Origin of the sequence: Parabacteroides sp. B2-S-102 (genome assembly GCF_023656665.1) — a bacterium.
In the GTDB taxonomy this organism is placed as follows: Bacteria; Bacteroidota; Bacteroidia; order Bacteroidales; family Tannerellaceae; genus Parabacteroides; species Parabacteroides distasonis.
In genome coordinates this window covers 297706-316073 of sequence record NZ_JAMOKM010000003.1, presented here as the reverse complement: position 1 = coordinate 316073, position 18368 = coordinate 297706, and the positions used below count along the sequence as shown (strand labels likewise).

Here is an 18368-nt window from a genome sequence, read left to right as displayed (position 1 = left end):
AAATAAGAGATAAGATGACAAAAGATATTATAGCCGAATCTGTACAAAACGATTTACGGTATTTGCAATTGTTGGCACGGAGTTTCCCGACGATCGCGGATGCCAGTACGGAGATCATTAATCTGGAGGCGATCTTGAACCTACCGAAGGGTACGGAGCACTTCTTGAGTGATTTACATGGCGAGGATCAAGCCTTTAGCCATGTGCTGCGAAACGCTTCCGGTGCCGTAAAGCGCAAGGTGAACGAGATTTTCAGTAATACGCTCCGGGAATCCGAGAAGAAGGAGCTTTGTTCCTTGATTTATTATCCGGAGGATAAGCTGGAACTGATCAAGAGCCAAGAGCAAGATCTGGAAGATTGGTATCAAGTTACCTTGAATCAATTGGTACGTGTTTGCCGGAACGTGTCCTCCAAATACACCCGTTCGAAAGTACGTAAGGCTTTACCCAAGGAGTTCTCCTATATTATTCAGGAGTTATTGCACGAGTCTTCCGTAGAGCCGAATAAATCCGCTTATGTGGATCAGATTATTTGTACGATCATCTCCACGGGACGTGCGGACGATTTCATTATCGCTATGTGTAACTTGATCCAACGGTTGACAATCGACCTGTTACATATCATCGGCGATATTTACGATCGGGGTCCGGGCGCTCATCTGATCATGGATATCCTTTGCGATTACCATAATTTCGATGTTCAATGGGGTAATCATGATATCTTATGGATGGGAGCCGCTTCCGGTAATTTGGTAAGTATAGCCAACGTGATTCGTATGTGTTTACGCTTTGGTAATATGGCTACCTTAGAAGATGGATATGGTATCAATCTTTTGCCGTTGGCCACTTTCGCGATGGAGGCGTATGGGGATGATCCTTGCGCGTTATTCATGCCGAAAACAAAGTTCGCCGATAATGCAATGGATGAGAAGACCACCCGTTTGATCGCCCAGATGCACAAGGCGATCACCATCATCCAGTTCAAGCTGGAGGGTGAGATCATCCGCCGTCGTCCGGAGTTTGAGATGGATGACCGGATGTTGTTGCACCATATCGATCTGAAGCGGGGAGTGGTTCATATCGATGGAAAGGATTATACGCTTAAAGATACTAACTGGCCTACTTTAGACCCGAAAGATCCGTATCGTCTTTCTATTGAGGAAGAGGATTTGATCCGAAAGATATTGCATTCTTTTGAGAGCAGCGAGAAGATGAAAAAGCATATGCGTTGTTTCTTCCGGCATGGGGGAATGTATCAGGTTTGTAATTCCAATTTACTGTTTCATGCCTCTATCCCGATGAATCCGGATGGTACATTTAAGTCAGTACGTATCTTGGGGCAGGATTATAAGGGCCGTGCTTTGTTGGACCGTGTAGACCAACTGATCCGTACGGCTTATTTCAAGACCGGGGAACAGGAAGAAGTGGAATATGCGCATGATTATATCTGGTATCTTTGGGGCGGCAAGGACTCCCCGTTATTCGATAAAAGCAAGATGGCTACTTTCGAGCGTGCCTTTATCGAAGAGGCCGAGACTCATAAGGAGGAAAAAGGCGCTTATTATACGTTACGAGAGCAAGAGGAAATTTGTGATAAGATATTGGATGAGTTTGGGGTGACCGGTATGCATCGGCATATCATCAACGGACATGTCCCTGTCCGTTCCAATCAAGGTGAGAATCCCATTAAGGCGAATGGCAAGATGTTGGTAATCGATGGCGGTTTCTCCCGTCCGTATCATTTGGAAACCGGTATCGCGGGCTATACATTAGTATATCACTCCCGTGGTTTCCAGCTTGTGCAACACGAACCCTTCGAATCCCGGGCGAAAGCGATCGAGGAAGGCTTGGATATCAAATCCACCACGATCGTGGTAGAATTAAGCTCCCATCGCCAGATGGTGAAAGATACGGATAAGGGTGCGGATCTTCAAAGCCAGATCAAGGACTTGGAGAAACTGCTTTATGCGTATCGGAATGGGTTGATAAAGGAGAAGGAGAGGATGGAGCGGTAGTTCCTGACAGATAGGGTATCGGACATACTGTAACGCTCCCCTAATGCCCATAAGCATTTGGGCACACGTTCATTCTTTCAAACGCCTAGTAGGTAAGAGCGCAATATTCAAGATCGGGGGACAAGAAGAGGCAAAGAATCTACTACATTGATCCTCATATAAAAAAGGTCTATGGTATTGACAAATATCCAATAGAATAATAGAAGATACAAAACAAGCAACGCCCCGTCACAGACTTACGAATAAGTTGGTGACGGGGCATTACTTTCTAAGAATGTCTTCACTTTCAACATCAATAGAATCCGAAAACCTTTGTCACCTGTTGACCGGTAGACGCAAGAGGACCTGATAGAGTAACCGTACAGCCACGTGATCCTCCTGTCTTGAAGAATATTTCACATAAATGGCTATCAGAGATATAAGATGATATACCATTACCGGAGACAGACCAATTATAGGAAGATAATACGGGATTACTTACGACAATTGTAAGCCTTGTGGGTGTATTGTATCCGGGAATCTGGTTTGCGGTCATCAACTCAATCTGCCCGGAGAAAGTATCACCTGTAAAATATCCTTCTAGCATCAGAGGGTCAGAAGCTCTATACGCTTCTTGGGAGGCTTCCACATAATTAGCGGGCTTTTCCGCATAGTTCGCAACGGCGACGAGTAACATCGCAAGTAAAATCAAATACTTCTTCATGTTCGTATTATTTTAAGATTATACAAAAAGGGCTAGACGAAACCTAAAAAGTCTCATCTAGCCCATAGAATATTTTAGAATGCGGGATAACCCGGGTTCTGTTTTAAGTTCTGGTTCGTTTGCCATGCGTCTTGAGAGATCGGGAAGATATTCATGTAGTCTTTCCCTTTCGTTTCAGATTTCAGCCAACGAGCGTTTTGGAAAGTTCCAAAGCGAATATTGTCTTGACGTGCGTGGCATTCCCATGCCAACTCGAACTTACGTTCTAAGGCGATCTTTTCTAGATCTACGGATGCGTAATTGTGGTTAGAGTTACCGTAAGCACGTTTGCGGACCGCATTGACCAAACGTGTAGCCTCCGCATTGTTGCCTCCTGTGCGTATCAAACACTCTGCTTTCATCAAATATACATCAGCCAGACGGAAGATATGGAAATCATTCTCCATCGCATTAGTTAAGGACTTATCGAAAGTCCATTTGTTACAACGAGCGCCGTCTTCTTGGTTCACGTCACCCCAAATCGTACCATCACGTTCCGTTCCGGGGATAACTGTAACTTCCGGAGTGTGTATCAAAGGACGGTCGTGTGCCGTGATCAACACTTTCCCAGTAGCAGGGTCGATACTTGGACCTACTAAGAAAGAGCCTTCATAGCGAGGATCTTCCTTGTCGAATAGCAATACATAATCCGGCTGTGCGCAAATACCGTTCCATGCGCTGAAAGTAGCTCCAAGAGGTATATTATCTTTATAGTGCAAAGTACGGTAATGTAATTGATTTTGCCATTCCGTATCGTTCGCACTAAAGCAGCAAGCCAAGATAGCTTCTCTTGATTGTTGGTTATTTACTTGGAAATTTGTTTTCCAGTTAGCCTCTAATATATAAGGAAGCCCCATCACGACATCACAAGCGTCAGCGGCCTCTTTATATCGAGGAGAGTCTACGCCCCAAGCCTCTGCGTTTAGGTACAACTTTGCCAATAAGGTATAAGCGGCACCTTTCGTGAATTTTCCATAACTAGCGTCAGAAACATCTTCACGAAGCAAGTCCTTGATCTCGTTTACCTCTTTAACCAACCAATCATAAACTTCCTTCCTTGTTTTGCAAGTGGGCAGTTCTGTGTCATTGTAATCTATACTCAATGGAACATTTCCCCAATTATCCATCAGGTAATAAATCCAGAACGCACGTACACCGCGGATTTCCGCTAACGCTCTAGCTTTTACGGATTCTTCCAATGCGGAAGTACTAATAGTCTCGTAAATTAAGTTACAAGCAGAGATCGCTTCCGTAGATCTTGACCATGCGTTTTTCACGGCTGAGGTATTCGCAGTCCATGCGTGCATGTGTAACTCACGATACTGACCACCATCATACCAGTCACCACCTTTACGGGTAGGTACGACCGCCATATCTCCTGAGCATTCCGATAAAGCAATACATGCGTCAGAGAAATATCTTTTAAATGTATTGTATGCAGGGCCAATGATCGAATTGATTTCACCATCGGTTTTACCGAAGTTTTCTGCTGGAATCTTATCATACACCGTTTCATCCAAATCCGTACAGGAGGGCATGGAAAACATTAGTGCAGCACCAGTAAATAATGATATAATTGATTTTTTATTCATAATTAATAACGATTTAATTTAGAAAGTTAAATTAACACCCAATGTGAAGGTACGTGCCTTCGGGAAGAATTGACGAGGCTCAATACCCGGAGACAAACCAGCATCCGTATCGGAAGATTCACCACGGAACAATTCAACCTCTGGGTCTAAACCTTTGTATCCAGTAATTACGAATAAGTTCTGAGCGGCGAAATAAAGACGAGCTTTATCCAACCAATTAATCTTCTTCGTATCGAAGGTGTAACCTAAGGCCAAGTTATCCAAACGGATGAACGAACCATTCTCCAAATAATAAGAACATACGCGAGAAGATTCTTTCATCGTATAAGTCAATTCATCATCTAATGCGTTTGTACCGATCAAGTACGTATTATTCGCATAAGCCGCACGCGGGTTGTTCAATACCTTGTTGCCGATCGTTCCACGGAAGAAGAAGCTGAAATCCCAGTTCTTCCAAGTGAAATTATTTTGCCATCCAAATGTCAAGTCTGGTTGTGCGTCTCCTACGTATGTGCGGTCATCGTCCGAGATCTCACCATCACCGTTCAAATCCGTAATGATATATTTTCCGTCCTTGATACCCGTACATTCCAGCATGAAGAATTGTCCTACGGGACGGCCTTCCTCTACTACGTGAGAAGTTACGCCGGAAGCACCACGGATCCATGGATCGCCTGTATAAATACGGTCTGTCGTATAAAGATCGCTTGACAACTTCGTGATTTCATTCTTATTGTGGGACAAGTTCAATGACATATTCCAGTTGAATGTCTTGTTACGGATCACATCTAAGTTTAACAAAACCTCGATACCTGTATTTTTCATATCACCTACATTGGCTTGCATACGGTCGTAAACATACGGAGGAGTCGGAACCTTGTAAGTATAAAGCATGTCTGATGTACGTTTGTCATACCATTCGATTGTACCACCTAAACGGCCATTGAACAAAGAGAAATCTAAACCGATGTTTAACATAGCCGTAGACTCCCATTTCAAATCCGGGTTGGCATTCTGGGAAATCTTATAAGATGTAGCCCAATTACCATTGTCATAATAGATACCGGACATGCCATAAAGCTCCATGCTCTTATACGGCTGTAAACCATCTTGGTTACCGGTAACACCGTAGCCCGCACGTAACTTCAAGTCATTGATCCAGTTTACGTCTTGCATGAATGCCTCTTGTGAGATACCCCAAGCTGCGGAAACAGAGGGGAACGTACCCCATTTATGATTCGCACCGAACTTAGAGGAACCATCTCGACGGACGGTAGCCGTAATCATATAACGCTCGTCATAGCTATAGTGAGCGCGGGCGAACATAGAGATCAATTTGTAGTAGTTCTTACCAGACTCAACGTCGCCTGTCTTTAATCCGGCTCCGGATTGCAAAGCGTTATATGACAAATCGTTGATCAAAAAGTTGCGGTTTTGAGCGAAGAAATAAGAATATGTGTTATCCTCCCAAGAGTAACCGAGAATCGCATTCAATTTATGTTTTTCGTCCGCACCAAAAGACTTATTGTAGTCCAAAGTCCACTCCATCAAGTTACGATCCCATGCCCGATTACGTTTTTGCGCAAAGCCATTATTACCCTGTCCGACCGTCGTACGAGAGTCGTCATAGCGGCTATACTCATTAGAGAAACGGCTCTTATATAAATTTGCCTTGATGTTCAATCCGTTGATAATCTCAAATTGGATATCACCGGCACCATAAAAATAAACGTTGCTGTTTTTTCGCTCGTTCAGATTTTGGTTTTGAACAGGATTACCTTGGTCATACTCCGCATTAACTTTCGTGAAGTAAGAACCATCAGCGTTATAAACTGGGTAAACAGGCAACATGCTGTATGCCAACACGAAGTTGTCACCATTCGGAACATGTGAGTCTGTCAAGGTAGCAGATCCAGCCAAACCAATACGCAAACGGTCATTGATCGCACGCTGCTGGAACTGGAAGCGGAAGCTATGGCGTTGCATATCGTTATCGCGCATGATACCATTTCGATCCAAATAGGTATAGGACGCACGATAGTTGTTCTTAGAACCACCACCAGACAAAGAGATTGAATGGTTCTGAGAAACTCCGGTACGAGTCAGTTCATCAAACCAATCTGTGTCGGCACCATATTGGTCGTATACGCTATAGTCTAGACCTTTGCTATTTGCGTAACCTCTCCATTCGTCCGCATTCATTAAATCGGGCTTATTGGCCATCTGATCAAAGGCAACATAACCATCATAGCTGATTTGTGTCTTGGAGCCAGAACCTCTCTTGGTCGTAATCAATACTACACCACCAGCGGCACGAGAGCCGTAGATAGCGGCGGAGGAGGCATCTTTCAAGACGGAGATAGACTCGATATCGGAAGGAGCTACCGTCGACATATCACCACCGGGAATACCATCGATAACGATTAACGGACCTTGGTCGTTCTGCAACGTGGATGTACCACGCAAACGCATCGTAGATCCACGCGTCACATCACCGGAGCCGGAAGTGATCGTCAAACCAGCTACCTTGCCTTGCAACAAGTCGGAAGCGTCACGTGTGATACCTTTGTTAAAACTTTCTTCGGATACGTTCGCCACGGATCCTGTGATCTCCCTACGGGTCTGCGTACCGTAACCGATCGCCACGACCTCTCCTAAGTTTACTACGGATGGAGATAACTTAATCTCTACCGTGCTACGTCCTTTAACACTCTCTTCGATCGTGTTATAACCAATAAAGGATGCTTGAAGAACAGCCTTTTTTAAATCATTTACGGTAAGGCTGTAGTTACCGTCCATGTCAGTGATAGTACCATTGGTAGTTCCCTTTTCTACGATGTTCGCACCGATGATGGGTTCACCAAGTTCATCTAGTACTATGGTTCATCTAGTACCATGGTTTAGAATCATGCTACGTATACTTTGTTAATATCAAACATATTCAATATTTTTCCGTAATAAAAAATCAAGCATGGTAGCATCTAGGTATATCAGGTACCATATGAGTATTACACAATAGAGTGAAATAAATCAATCATCAAAACAAAGTATGGATGGTTTTATGTAATGTTTTTTTACATTATCATGGTTTAATTTTAAAAAAGTTATTATATTTGCCTCGAAAATTCTCAATTGTGTTTGTGAATTCAATGATTGTTAACCTAAAAATTAAGTAATTATGCAACGAAAGAAAACATTTGATTCTTTCAGACGCTGTAAGGTAGTGATACTTTCAGTGTTGATGTCTTTTTGCATGACAGCGGCTTTTGCCCAATCTGGCGCTGTTAAAGGAAAAGTTCTAGATGAACAAGGTGAGCCCATCATCGGTGCGAACATTGTAGAAAAGGGTACTACCAATGGTACGATTACCGATATTGACGGTAATTACACTCTAACGCTTAACGACTTGAAAAAAGCCGTTCTTCAATTTTCTTTTATTGGTTATAACACTTTGGAAGAAGGTGTTAAAGGACGTAACAAAGTGGACGTTAAATTAGCTCCATCCGTAGTAAATTTGGGTGAGGTTGTTGCGATCGGTTATGGTACGCAGACTCGTAAGGAGATTACCGGATCTGTAGCCAATGTCTCCGAGGAAAACTTCAACAAGGGTGTTAATCGTGATGCTTCAGATTTGCTACAAGGTAAAGTGGCTGGTTTGCAGATTACTTCTGGCTCTGGTGATGTGACTCGTAGCTCTCAGATTCGTTTGCGTGGTACTTCTACCTTGCAAAACGATCAAGGTCCTATGATCGTTATCGATGGTGTTCCCGGTGGTGATATGTCTACGGTTTCTCCTTCAGATATCGAGTCTATTTCCGTATTGAAGGATGCCTCCTCCGCCGCTATCTATGGTTCTCGTGCCGCAGGTGGTGTTATCTTGATTACGACCAAGAGAGGTTCGGGAGCTAAGACTCAGATTAATTATGATGGTTATGTGACAATGGATAAGGTTGCTAACAAACCGGATATGCTGAATGCTTCCGAATGGCGTGATGTGAACAAACAATTGGGTAGTGACATCTCGCAATATGACAAATATAACGCTGATACTGATTGGTTCGGTGCTTTATTACGTACGGGTATTTCTCAGAATCATGCCTTGTCATTGTCTGGAGGTTCTTCCAAAAGTAACTATCGTGCGTCTTATACTTACTTAGACCGTAAGGGTATCGCTCGCGATAACTGGATGAAGCGTCACAGTTTCCGCTTCCAATTCCAGCAACGAGCTATCAATGATCGTTTGCGTATTGGTTTGACGGGAGCTGCTACCTTGACAGATATGCAAGCTACGTTTGCCGACTATTTCATCGCTGCTTACAATAATGTTCCGGTCGTTCCGATTTACAATGAGGATGGCTCTTATTTTACGGGTAACGACAACGCTTATAACCAAGGTAACATGGTGAAAGCCCAAGATGAAAACTACAAATTATTCAAAAATAATTATTTCTATGGACAAGGCGATGTGCAGTTTGAAGTAATTGAGGGCCTGAACGTAAAGGCGAACTTATATAAGAGTCGTTATACTAGCGATTATAGCCAATGGGAAAGTCCCGACAATGCGTTAGGTGGTGGTGCTGGAAACTCTTTGGGTGATAGCTCGAATGGCTATGCCAAGAGACGCAACTTCGTATGGGATCGTGAGTTGATGGAATGGACGGCCGACTATAACAAGTCTTTCGGTGCGGAGGAAAAACATAAACTGAACGCTTTGCTGGGTTATTCTTGGGAAACCAACGGTTATCAGTCGCAAGAATCTTTGGCAACACAGTTCTCTGTAGCATCTATGGGTGCCAACTCTATCCAAGCTGGTAACGATTTGAAGATCGGTAATGTGACTTCCAGCAAGAATGACTATAAATTGATCTCTTTCTTTGCTCGTGCGCACTATAGCTACGATGAGCGATATATGATCACCGCTACGATGCGTCGTGATGGTTCTTCTAAGTTCGGTGCTAATCATAAATGGGGATGGTTCCCGTCTGTATCTGCTGCTTGGGGTATTTCTCAAGAGGCCTTTATGCAGGATATCAGTTGGTTGAACGACTTGAAGTTGCGTGCTGGTTATGGTGTGACAGGTAATCAAGATGGTTTGAAGCCTTATAAGAGCTTGGAGTTGTATCAGCCGTATGGTACTTATTATAACGGTGGTGGTACATCTACCTCTTTCCGTATCACGCAGAACCCGAACCCGGATTTGAAGTGGGAATCAACTGCTATGTTTAATATCGGTGTAGACTTCCAGTTATTTAACGGTCGCTTGGGCGGTACGGTAGAATATTATAGTAAGAAGACTTCCGATATGCTTTATGACTATGCTGTACCGACTCCAACGTATGTGTATAAAAAGATCGCTGCCAACGTTGGTGATATGAGCAATAAGGGTATCGAGGTCATGTTGAACTTAGACGTGATCCGAAACAAGAGCTTTAACTGGAATACTTCTATTAATTTGTCTCACAATAAGAATGAGATCACGAAGTTGTCTAACGACCTGTTTTCAACAAGCCGTGTTTATGTAGGTGATCCGTGGATCCGCGGTGCTTCCGGCGTGACTTCTCATGTGGTAGAGGAAGGCTATCCGGTCGGTCAGTTCTTTATGTTGAAATGTAACGGCATTGATGAAAACGGTAAGTTTATTATGGAAGATGTCAATAAGGATGGACAAATCTCGGACGATGACCGTACATACGTAGGTGATTCCCAGCCGGATTTGACATTTGGATGGAACAATACCTTCACTTGGAAGAATTGGGATGCCAGCTTCTTCTTACGTGGGCAGATCGGTGGCAAGTTGTTGAACAACCCGCGTGCCGCTTATGGTAATAATACCTATGTAGCCGGAGCTAACGCTATGAAAGGTGATGACTTGATGTTACTGAGAGAGAATTCGCGTGTAAGCTCATATTATTTGGAGAATGCCTCTTTCGCCCGTTTGGATAATATGTCTATTGGTTATACATTCAATACGAAGAAGATTGATTGGCTAGACAAAGCCCGTATTTATGTAGCTGCTCAGAACTTGTTCGTAATCACAAGCTATTCCGGTTTGGATCCGGAAGTGGAGCTCTTCCGTGGCGAGGCTAGCGATACGGATGCCGGTCTGTCACCGGGTATCGAACCGCGTAACTATATGCCGAAGGCTCGTTCATTTACATTTGGTGTTAACTTATCATTCTAATTTTAAATGCATTCGTTATGAAAAAAAGAAATATAATATCGTTCTTGACTGGTACGGCTCTCCTTTTTTCTATGCCAGCGTGTACGAACTTGGATGAAACGGTATACGATAATGTCCCTGCGGATTCATTCGGTTATACTGATTCGGAGATCAGTGTGTTGGTAGGGACCGTGTATAAGACATTGAAGAATTATCCTGCGGATGGAAATTTTATTGCGCTGGATGTGATGTCGGGATCTGATGCTGTTACTCCTACCCGTAAGGGTGGCGACTGGTATGATGGTGGTCAGTATCGTGAGATCTACATGCACACATGGACTTCGCAGACTTCTGTGATCAAGGGAGCATGGTCTACGGCTTCTGAGGCTATCGGTACTTGTAATGCCAACTTGAAGGTAGTGGAATCTTCTGATTTCTTATCGGACGAACAGATGTCTCTATATACATCTGAAATCCGAGGTATCCGTGCTTTTTGGATTTACAAGATGATGGACGATTGGGGCAATATTCCATTGGTTACTGATTATGCGGATAAGGAACTTCCGGCTTGCCAACCTCGCCAGGCCGTGTTTGATTGGTTGATTAAAGAAGTGACAGAGATTGCGGAAACTTGTCCGGGTCGTGAAAATGGTTATGCTAAGTTTACGAAAGGTGCAGCTTATACGTTGTTGGCTAAATTATATTTGAATGCGGAAGCTTGGGGTGTAAGTTGTAACAATGCTTACCAGATGGCCGCAGAGTGTTGCGACAAGGTGATGGCGATGGGTTATATATTAGAGCCGGACTTTAAGACAAACTTCTCCTTGACGAACGAGAGTTCTCGTGAGGCGATCTTGGCCGCTCCGTTCTCAGAGACGGATACGGATAAGGATAATCGTTGGCAATTGATGAACCGTACGTTGCACTACAAAGATCAGTTGGCTCTTTCTAACGGTGTTTCTGCTTGGAATGGTGTTTGTGCGCAGCCGGAATATGTTAAATTGTTCTCTGATGACGATCCTCGTAAGGAAGCTACATTCTTGATCGGCCAGATGTATAATGCCTCGACCGGTGAGCCTATTGAGACAGACCATGGTTTCTTGTTGAACCATACGATCGATGTTACTATGTTGGCTGGTACGGAATATGATGGAACAACTTGGGGAGCGGTAAATCAGCACGATGGCGCACGTTGCCAGAAATGGCCGTACTCAACGACTTTGACAGACGCTATGGGTAATGACTTCCATGTGTTCCGTTATGCGGATGTTCTTTTAATGAAAGCAGAGGCATTGCTTCGTAGTGGTGGTAGTGCGTCTGAGGCCACAAGCTTGGTTAATCAAGTCCGTGAACGTGCGTTTGGTGATTCCAATCACAATTACGCTACTGTTACGCTGGATGATATCCTTCTTGAGCGTCGCCTCGAATTGTCTTGGGAGATGCACAACCGCCAGGATGATATCCGTTTCGGGGTCTATGACAAAGGTATGTGGGCTGCTTCAAATTGTGTGAGAAAGACAGATGATTATTTGAAATTGTTCCCTATATCTCAAGATGCTTATCAATCTAACGATAAATTGACTCAGAATCCGGGTTATCCTGCATTCAAATAAAGACTTTCAGAGCTAGATGAGGTACGGTAGTACTTTGTCTAGCTCACTAAAGTAAGGAAGAATCGTTTATTTCGAGCCAAAGTATGTCTTGTCATCAAATTTGAAAGAAAATTTTAGCAATCCATTGCCTTATAGTGATTTCTTGAAAAACGCCCTTTTGATCCTTTTTTGATGTTTCCTTGACACACCTTATTTCCGTGCAGAAACATATCTCCTCTTTATTCTTATTTCCCATCTCAAAATCATGCCCATAGTATAACCGTGACAATCTAACTGGTATAATATAACTTGCTTTTTGGGCTTTAGCCACAGTGTGTCTTTTCTTGAAATAGCTGGTTCTTCTTTAATTTAGTTGAAGAGCTAGTTGAGTAGTAAAATGCGTTTGCGAAATATATCTGGTATACAGTTGATTAAGTCACTCGTAAAAGGCTTTTCAAGTGATTAGTTATTCACTTCCCAAGCCGCAAGCTAACGGCTAGGTATAGTCGTTAGTTATTCACTCGACAAGCCGTTAGTTATTCACTCGACAAGCCGTTAGTTATTCACTTCAACAGCCAAAAATAGTGTGCTTCTCAACGACCAAAGCATCTCCTTTTGAGAGAATGGAACTGTAAGCAAAATATTGAAATGAATGACTTGATCGAGTTTTATCGAACCAAAACAACAGACAGATGCATTCGTTTGTGAACTAAACTTGAATAAATGCATTTGCAAACATTGTGGTTGCTCTTTTTTCTAAATATTAGTGCTTATTGCAAGGAATAGACTAACTTTGCCTACAACAAGTATAAAAGTTATCCAGTATATGAGTCAAGTGAAAGGAATCCCTTACGGATTATCAGATTTCAATCGAATAAGGAATGGTAATTTCTATTTCGTGGATAAAACGATGTACCTTCCGCTTATCGAGAAGATGCCTAGCTATCTTTTCTTGATCCGTCCGAGACGGTTTGGCAAGAGCGTATTCCTTAGCATGATGCGTACGTATTATGATATATTGCGTCAGGATGATTTTGATGCATATTTTGGAGATCTATGGATTGGTACGCATCCAACCGGTGAAAGGAATAAGTATCAGGTACTTTATTTCGATTTCTCTAAAGCGGGTTGTTCGATGCCGGGAGCGGACCTGATGACAAGCTTCAATGACTATTGTGGCTTAATCATTAATCAGTTCGCGCATGTGTACGCAGCTTATTATGACGCTGATTTTAAGGAGACCGTCGAGCATATAGAAAGCGCGAAGTCTAAGCTGGCTTACATAGAGGTAAAAGCGAAGGAAAAGGGATATCCCCTGTATCTCATTATAGATGAGTACGACAACTTTACCAATGTGATATTGAGTGAGCATGGGCAGCGAATGTTTCATGACTTGACTCACGCCAGTGGTTTCTACCGGGAGTATTTCAAACAATTCAAGGGAATGTTTGACCGTATATTCATGATGGGGGTAAGCCCTGTGACGCTGGATGATTTGTCGAGTGGATATAATATAGACTGGAATATCTCGGTAGATCCTCGTTTTAATGTCATGATGGGTTTTGATGAAACGGATGTTCGTGAGATGTTCCGTTATTATCAGCAAAACGATATGCTCAAAGGGGATGCTGAGGCTATGATTACGGAAATGAAGCCTTGGTATGATAATTACTGTTTCGCAAGAGAGAGCTTGGGTGACGATCGGATTTTTAACTGTGATATGACTTTGTATTATTTACGTTGGCAAGTTGATTTTCATTGTTCCCCGGTAGAAATGGCCGATAAGAATATCCGAACGGACTATAGTAAGCTGAAGATGCTGGCACGTATTGATCGTGACTCTGTACAGGAGGAAAATCGTATGGGTACCATCGAGGAAATCGCGGCAAAAGGAGAGATCTTGGTGGACTTACATACATCCTTTCCTGCCGAACGGGTAACGGATATAGATAATTTCCGTAGTCTACTTTATTATTACGGTTTGCTTACGATGTGTGGTACTCGAGGCGATCGTTTAAGAATGTGTATTCCTAATAATTGCGTACGTGAGCAATATTTTGGTTTTCTTCGTGAGGTAGGGAGAAGTATAACATAACTCCGCTTTTTTGTATACCTTCGCGCCATGAACAAACAAGCACTGCTTTTTTATCCGTTGTTGGGGGTGGTTCTTTTGGTGCTCTTTGTGGGAGGGCTGGCGTATGGGGCCGTACCGATTCCTTTGGATCACGTGATGGATATTTTGCTGGGGAAGGGATCTGATAAGATCGCATGGCAGAATATCGTGTTGCAATCTCGTTTGCCTCAGGCTATAACCGCATTATTGGCGGGGGCTTCCTTGGCTACCAGCGGGTTGCTATTACAGACATTGTTCCGGAATCCGTTGGCGGGACCTTCCATATTGGGCATTAGTGATGGCGCTAATCTTGGAGTAGCCGCTATCATGCTCTATTTCGGTGGTACGTTGGGGCAGTTCACGGATTGGCCGATCAGCGGATATATGGCGGTAATCCTCGCGGCCTTTGTGGGGGCTTGCGTGATACTGGGACTGATTATCTATTTTTCGGCAAAAGTGAAGAATAATGTCATGCTTCTGATTATCGGAATCATGATTGGCTATCTAGCTTCTTCGGTTATTTCTATCTTGAATTATTATTCATCTACAGACCGGGTACATGCGTTCGTGATGTGGGGGCTTGGTAATTTTTCCGGTGTATCCTTGGAACAATTACCATTCTTTGGAACTTGTGCGTTAATCGGGCTGTTATTAGCGATCTTGCTGATCAAGCCTTTGAATGCCTTATTATTGGGAGAAATGTATGCCGCTAATTTAGGTATCCGGATCAAACGAACACGGATTGCGATTCTTTTGTGTACGGGAGTATTAACGGCTACAACTACTGCTTTTTGCGGCCCCATTTCCTTTGTCGGATTAGCAGTTCCACATATCGCCCGGTTGATGTTAGGCTCTTCCAATCATAAGATGTTGGTGCCAGTTACAATGCTGACAGGTTCCTGCGTTGCTCTTCTATGTAATATGCTGATGGTGGTACCGGGCAGTAATACGATCCTGCCATTGAATGCCGTTACCCCTATGCTTGGGGCGCCTGTTATTATTTACGTAATCGTGAACCGGAAAAATATTCAATATTTTAATTAGTGGCTATGGAACGGATCCCTGTGATAAAGACAAGTGATTTAAGTATTGGGTATATATTGAAAGGCGGACAGAAAAAGCGCGTGCATGATGCGTTGGATCTGAATCTATATCCGGGTGAAGTGACCTGTCTTCTCGGATTAAATGGAGCGGGAAAGTCTACCTTATTGAGGACATTATGTGGTTTTCAACCTCCTCTGGGAGGAGAAATCGAGCTAATGGGGAAGCCGCTGAATTCTTATTCACAAGGTAATTTCTCACGGCTGGTGGGAGTTGTCTTGACAGAGAAGACAAATGCCGGTGGAATAACGGTTTACGAGTTGGTCTCTTTAGGAAGACATCCCTATACCGGCTTTTTCGGACAATTAAGGCAGGAAGATCGCAGGATTATCGAGGAATCGCTTGCTGCCGCCGGTATCGCTCATAAGGCTTATAATTATGTGTCGGAACTTAGTGATGGCGAGCGTCAGAAAGCCATGATCGCCAAAGCGCTGGCACAGCAATGCCCCATCATATTGTTGGATGAGCCGACGGCCTTTTTAGATGTGACAAGTCGGATAGAGACTATGGTCTTGTTACATAAATTAGCGGTAAAGCAACAAAAAGCGATTCTGCTATCGACGCATGATCTTGATTTGGCGATCCAGCTGGGAGACTGTCTATGGTTACAGGAGAAAAGTCGCCCAATGGCATGTGGAACGCCGGAGGACTTGATTATGGGAGGAGCTTTCGAGACTTTCTTTAGTAAGGAAGGAATCGTGTTTGATCCGAATACCGGGAAATTGAATACGGCAGCTCCAACAAAGCTTATTGGGGTTGAGGGGGATTTTATGACTTCTTATTGGGTTGGGAATGCCTTGATCCGGAATGGCTTTAAGCCCTCGTCGGTTAGCGAGGATTATATAAGTGTTTATTGTAATGCTCCGGATAGCCTGCGTATTCAGTTCCCTGCGGAAGAGGGCACGAGAATCGTAGGAAGTGTGGCGGAGATGATCTCAATCATAATTCATAAATCATAAGTTATATATGTCAAATGAGATTACATGGCGGCTGGAAAATGAGAATATAGGCCGTTTGTTGGTACATTACGCGATTCCCGCCGTTATCGGGACCATGGTTAATGCTCTTTATAATATCGTAGATCGTATATTTATCGGACAAGGAGTGGGTGCGCTAGCTATCTCCGGATTGACTTTGACTTTCCCGATACTACTCTTTATGCAGGCATTTGGAATGTTGATCGGTGCGGGAGCCGCTACAAGGGTCTCCATTCATCTAGGCCGTAAGGCGAATGATCTGGCAGATAACGTATTAGGAAACGCTTTCACTTTGACATTCATTATCGGAGCCTTGACGATTATCCCCAGTATGATTTTCTTGGATGATTTGTTAACGTGGTTCGGAGGAAGCGAGCAGACGATACCTTATGCGAAAGACTATTTATATATCGCTATCCCGGGTAATTTGCTGGCTACATTAAGCTTTAGCTTTAATGCCGTGATGCGTGCTTCCGGATATCCGAAAAAGGCGATGTTCACGATGATGATCGGTGCCGTATTGAACGTGATCCTAGACCCGATCTTTATCTTCTGGCTGGATATGGGGATACAGGGTGCCGCTATCGCTACGGTGATCTCCATGGCCGCCGGTGCCGCTTTCGTGATGAGTCATTTTATCAGCAAGGATAGTATCGTACGTTTCCATACGAAATATTTCCGGTTGAAAGGTTCCATTATTTGGAATATATTTACGATCGGCATGTCTCCATTTTCCATGCAGATGGCGGGCAGTGTGGTTGTGGTGATCATGAACCATGCGTTGAAAGAGAATGGAGGCGATTTGGCGATTGGTGCCAGCGGTATTATTTCCAGTATCGCCATGCTGCTGGTTATGTTGATTATCGGTATCGCCCAAGGGATGCAACCGATTGTCGGGTTTAATCATGGCGCTGGGCATCATGACCGGGTATTGGCTACCTTGCGGTTGTCTATTATAGTATCGACCTTGATTACAGGGGTAGGATGTATCGTCAGTTTATTATTCCCGAGACTGATCGTTAGCGTATTCTCGACGGATGCCGAATTGGTGTCGATTACGGATAATGGATTACGTCTGACGATGCTGGTCTTTTTCGTTGTCGGTTCCCAGATTACGATCAGCCAGTTTTTTCAAAGTATCGGTGTCGCATGGAAAGCGATGTTTCTGAGTCTAAGCCGGCAGGTTTTATTCCTGATACCGGCTATCCTGCTATTTCCTCCGATCTGGGGATTGGATGGCGTTTGGCTAGCGCAACCTTTCTCCGATTTCATCGCGGCGGTAACCGCATGGGGCTTTTTATGGTATCATGTTAAAAACGTGAAAAATAAGGGTTAAAGATGAACTTATGTCGATGTTAATTGTATTTTTATTGTATGTATAAAAGTACTTTTATAGACAAACCTTTAAAAATGAGTTAATATGAAGAAGATTGTATTATTGCTCGCCGTTTTATTATTTGGTGCAGGGTCGATGATGGCACAGCAGGACAAGTCAGCAGAGAAAGCTGCGAAGCAGGCCGAGAAAGAAGCAAAGAAAGCAGAGAAGGCAGCGAAGAAAGCTGCGGAGGAAGCCGAGGCTAACGCATTGTTTGAACAAGCGGTGCAAGCTTTGAAGAATAAGGATTTCGTATTGGAAGCGGATCGTATAGAGTTTAAGCGCGGTAGTTTTGTTTATGTTACTCCGAACACGAACTTCGTTTCGGTGAAGGGTGAGAAGGCTACCATTCAGTTAGCGTTTAATACTCCGGCGGCCGGTCCTAACGGAATAGGAGGTATAACGGTTGATGGAACAACTTCCGGTGTACAGATGAAGACTGACAAAAAAGGAAACGTTATGTACGAGATGAATGTGCAGGGTGTAGCGGTATCCGCTAGGGTTACGTTCCGTATGGCGAAAGGTACGAATAAATGTACTGCCACGGTATCGCCTAACTTTAATAGCAACCGTATATCCTTTACGGGAAATCTCTATCCTTCAAGCGAGTCGAATGTGTTCAAGGGACGTTCTATTTAATGTAGATACAAAGAATCGTGAAGGCGGACTTTCTTTCGGGAAGCCCGCCTTTCTGTTTATAA

The 18368-nt window shown here is 43.6% G+C and carries 10 protein-coding genes and 1 pseudogene; 8 read left to right on the top strand and 3 right to left on the bottom strand.

Annotated features, from left to right (window positions below; all coding sequences use genetic code 11):
* Nucleotides 1-14 precede the first annotated feature (14 nt).
* Entirely contained in the window at nt 15-2015 is a 2001-nt protein-coding gene (locus NBH07_RS06375; RefSeq protein WP_005859099.1) for a fructose-1,6-bisphosphatase, read from the top strand.
* 292 nt (nt 2016-2307) lie between these two features.
* Here the strand turns inward: NBH07_RS06375 and NBH07_RS06370 are convergent, their stop codons facing one another.
* The 3 genes from NBH07_RS06370 to NBH07_RS06360 form a co-directional block, all read right to left on the bottom strand.
* Complete coding sequence (locus NBH07_RS06370; protein ID WP_005867839.1) at nt 2308-2718, bottom strand: hypothetical protein; 411 nt, start codon at nt 2716-2718, stop codon at nt 2308-2310.
* A gap of 74 nt (nt 2719-2792) precedes the next feature.
* Entirely contained in the window at nt 2793-4349 is a 1557-nt protein-coding gene (locus NBH07_RS06365; protein WP_250833486.1) for a RagB/SusD family nutrient uptake outer membrane protein, read from the bottom strand.
* A gap of 18 nt (nt 4350-4367) precedes the next feature.
* Nucleotides 4368-7229, bottom strand: coding sequence for a SusC/RagA family TonB-linked outer membrane protein (locus NBH07_RS06360; protein WP_080707547.1), 2862 nt, complete (start codon nt 7227-7229; stop codon nt 4368-4370).
* A gap of 298 nt (nt 7230-7527) precedes the next feature.
* Here NBH07_RS06360 and NBH07_RS06355 point away from each other — a divergent pair, with 298 nt between their 5' ends.
* From NBH07_RS06355 to NBH07_RS06325, 7 genes and pseudogenes are all read left to right on the top strand, one after another.
* Nucleotides 7528-10530 (top strand): SusC/RagA family TonB-linked outer membrane protein, encoded by a 3003-nt coding sequence (locus NBH07_RS06355; protein WP_008777904.1) that lies wholly within the window; start codon nt 7528-7530, stop codon nt 10528-10530.
* A 17-nt stretch (nt 10531-10547) separates the two neighbouring features.
* Nucleotides 10548-12122 (top strand): RagB/SusD family nutrient uptake outer membrane protein, encoded by a 1575-nt coding sequence (locus NBH07_RS06350; protein ID WP_009016969.1) that lies wholly within the window; start codon nt 10548-10550, stop codon nt 12120-12122.
* Between the two features lie 805 nt (nt 12123-12927).
* Nucleotides 12928-14175 (top strand): annotated as a pseudogene (locus tag NBH07_RS06345) (ATP-binding protein); the annotation flags it as partial.
* Nucleotides 14176-14223: 48 nt separating this feature from the next.
* Entirely contained in the window at nt 14224-15258 is a 1035-nt protein-coding gene (locus NBH07_RS06340) for an iron chelate uptake ABC transporter family permease subunit (protein ID WP_009016971.1), read from the top strand.
* 5 nt (nt 15259-15263) lie between these two features.
* Complete coding sequence (locus NBH07_RS06335; RefSeq protein WP_039848544.1) at nt 15264-16274, top strand: ABC transporter ATP-binding protein; 1011 nt, start codon at nt 15264-15266, stop codon at nt 16272-16274.
* A gap of 7 nt (nt 16275-16281) precedes the next feature.
* On the top strand, nt 16282-17628 hold the full coding sequence (locus NBH07_RS06330) for an MATE family efflux transporter (RefSeq protein ID WP_009016973.1): 1347 nt from the start codon (nt 16282-16284) through the stop codon (nt 17626-17628).
* A gap of 84 nt (nt 17629-17712) precedes the next feature.
* Nucleotides 17713-18306: a DUF4251 domain-containing protein gene (locus tag NBH07_RS06325; RefSeq protein ID WP_005859017.1), complete on the top strand. Its 594-nt coding sequence runs from the start codon at nt 17713-17715 to the stop codon at nt 18304-18306.
* The last annotated feature ends 62 nt before the right edge of the window (nt 18307-18368 follow it).

What these genes read in the sequence shown, in the direction of transcription:
- NBH07_RS06340 (WP_009016971.1), top strand. Translation starts at nt 14,224, where the DNA reads ATGAACAAACAAGCACTGCTTTTTTATCCGTTGTTGGGGGTGGTTCTT.
- NBH07_RS06375 (WP_005859099.1), top strand. Translation starts at nt 15, where the DNA reads ATGACAAAAGATATTATAGCCGAATCTGTACAAAACGATTTACGGTAT.
- NBH07_RS06365 (WP_250833486.1), bottom strand. Translation starts at nt 4,349, where the DNA reads ATGAATAAAAAATCAATTATATCATTATTTACTGGTGCTGCACTAATG.
- NBH07_RS06325 (WP_005859017.1), top strand. Translation starts at nt 17,713, where the DNA reads ATGAAGAAGATTGTATTATTGCTCGCCGTTTTATTATTTGGTGCAGGG.
- NBH07_RS06370 (WP_005867839.1), bottom strand. Translation starts at nt 2,718, where the DNA reads ATGAAGAAGTATTTGATTTTACTTGCGATGTTACTCGTCGCCGTTGCG.
- NBH07_RS06355 (WP_008777904.1), top strand. Translation starts at nt 7,528, where the DNA reads ATGCAACGAAAGAAAACATTTGATTCTTTCAGACGCTGTAAGGTAGTG.
- NBH07_RS06330 (WP_009016973.1), top strand. Translation starts at nt 16,282, where the DNA reads ATGTCAAATGAGATTACATGGCGGCTGGAAAATGAGAATATAGGCCGT.
- NBH07_RS06350 (WP_009016969.1), top strand. Translation starts at nt 10,548, where the DNA reads ATGAAAAAAAGAAATATAATATCGTTCTTGACTGGTACGGCTCTCCTT.
- NBH07_RS06335 (WP_039848544.1), top strand. Translation starts at nt 15,264, where the DNA reads ATGGAACGGATCCCTGTGATAAAGACAAGTGATTTAAGTATTGGGTAT.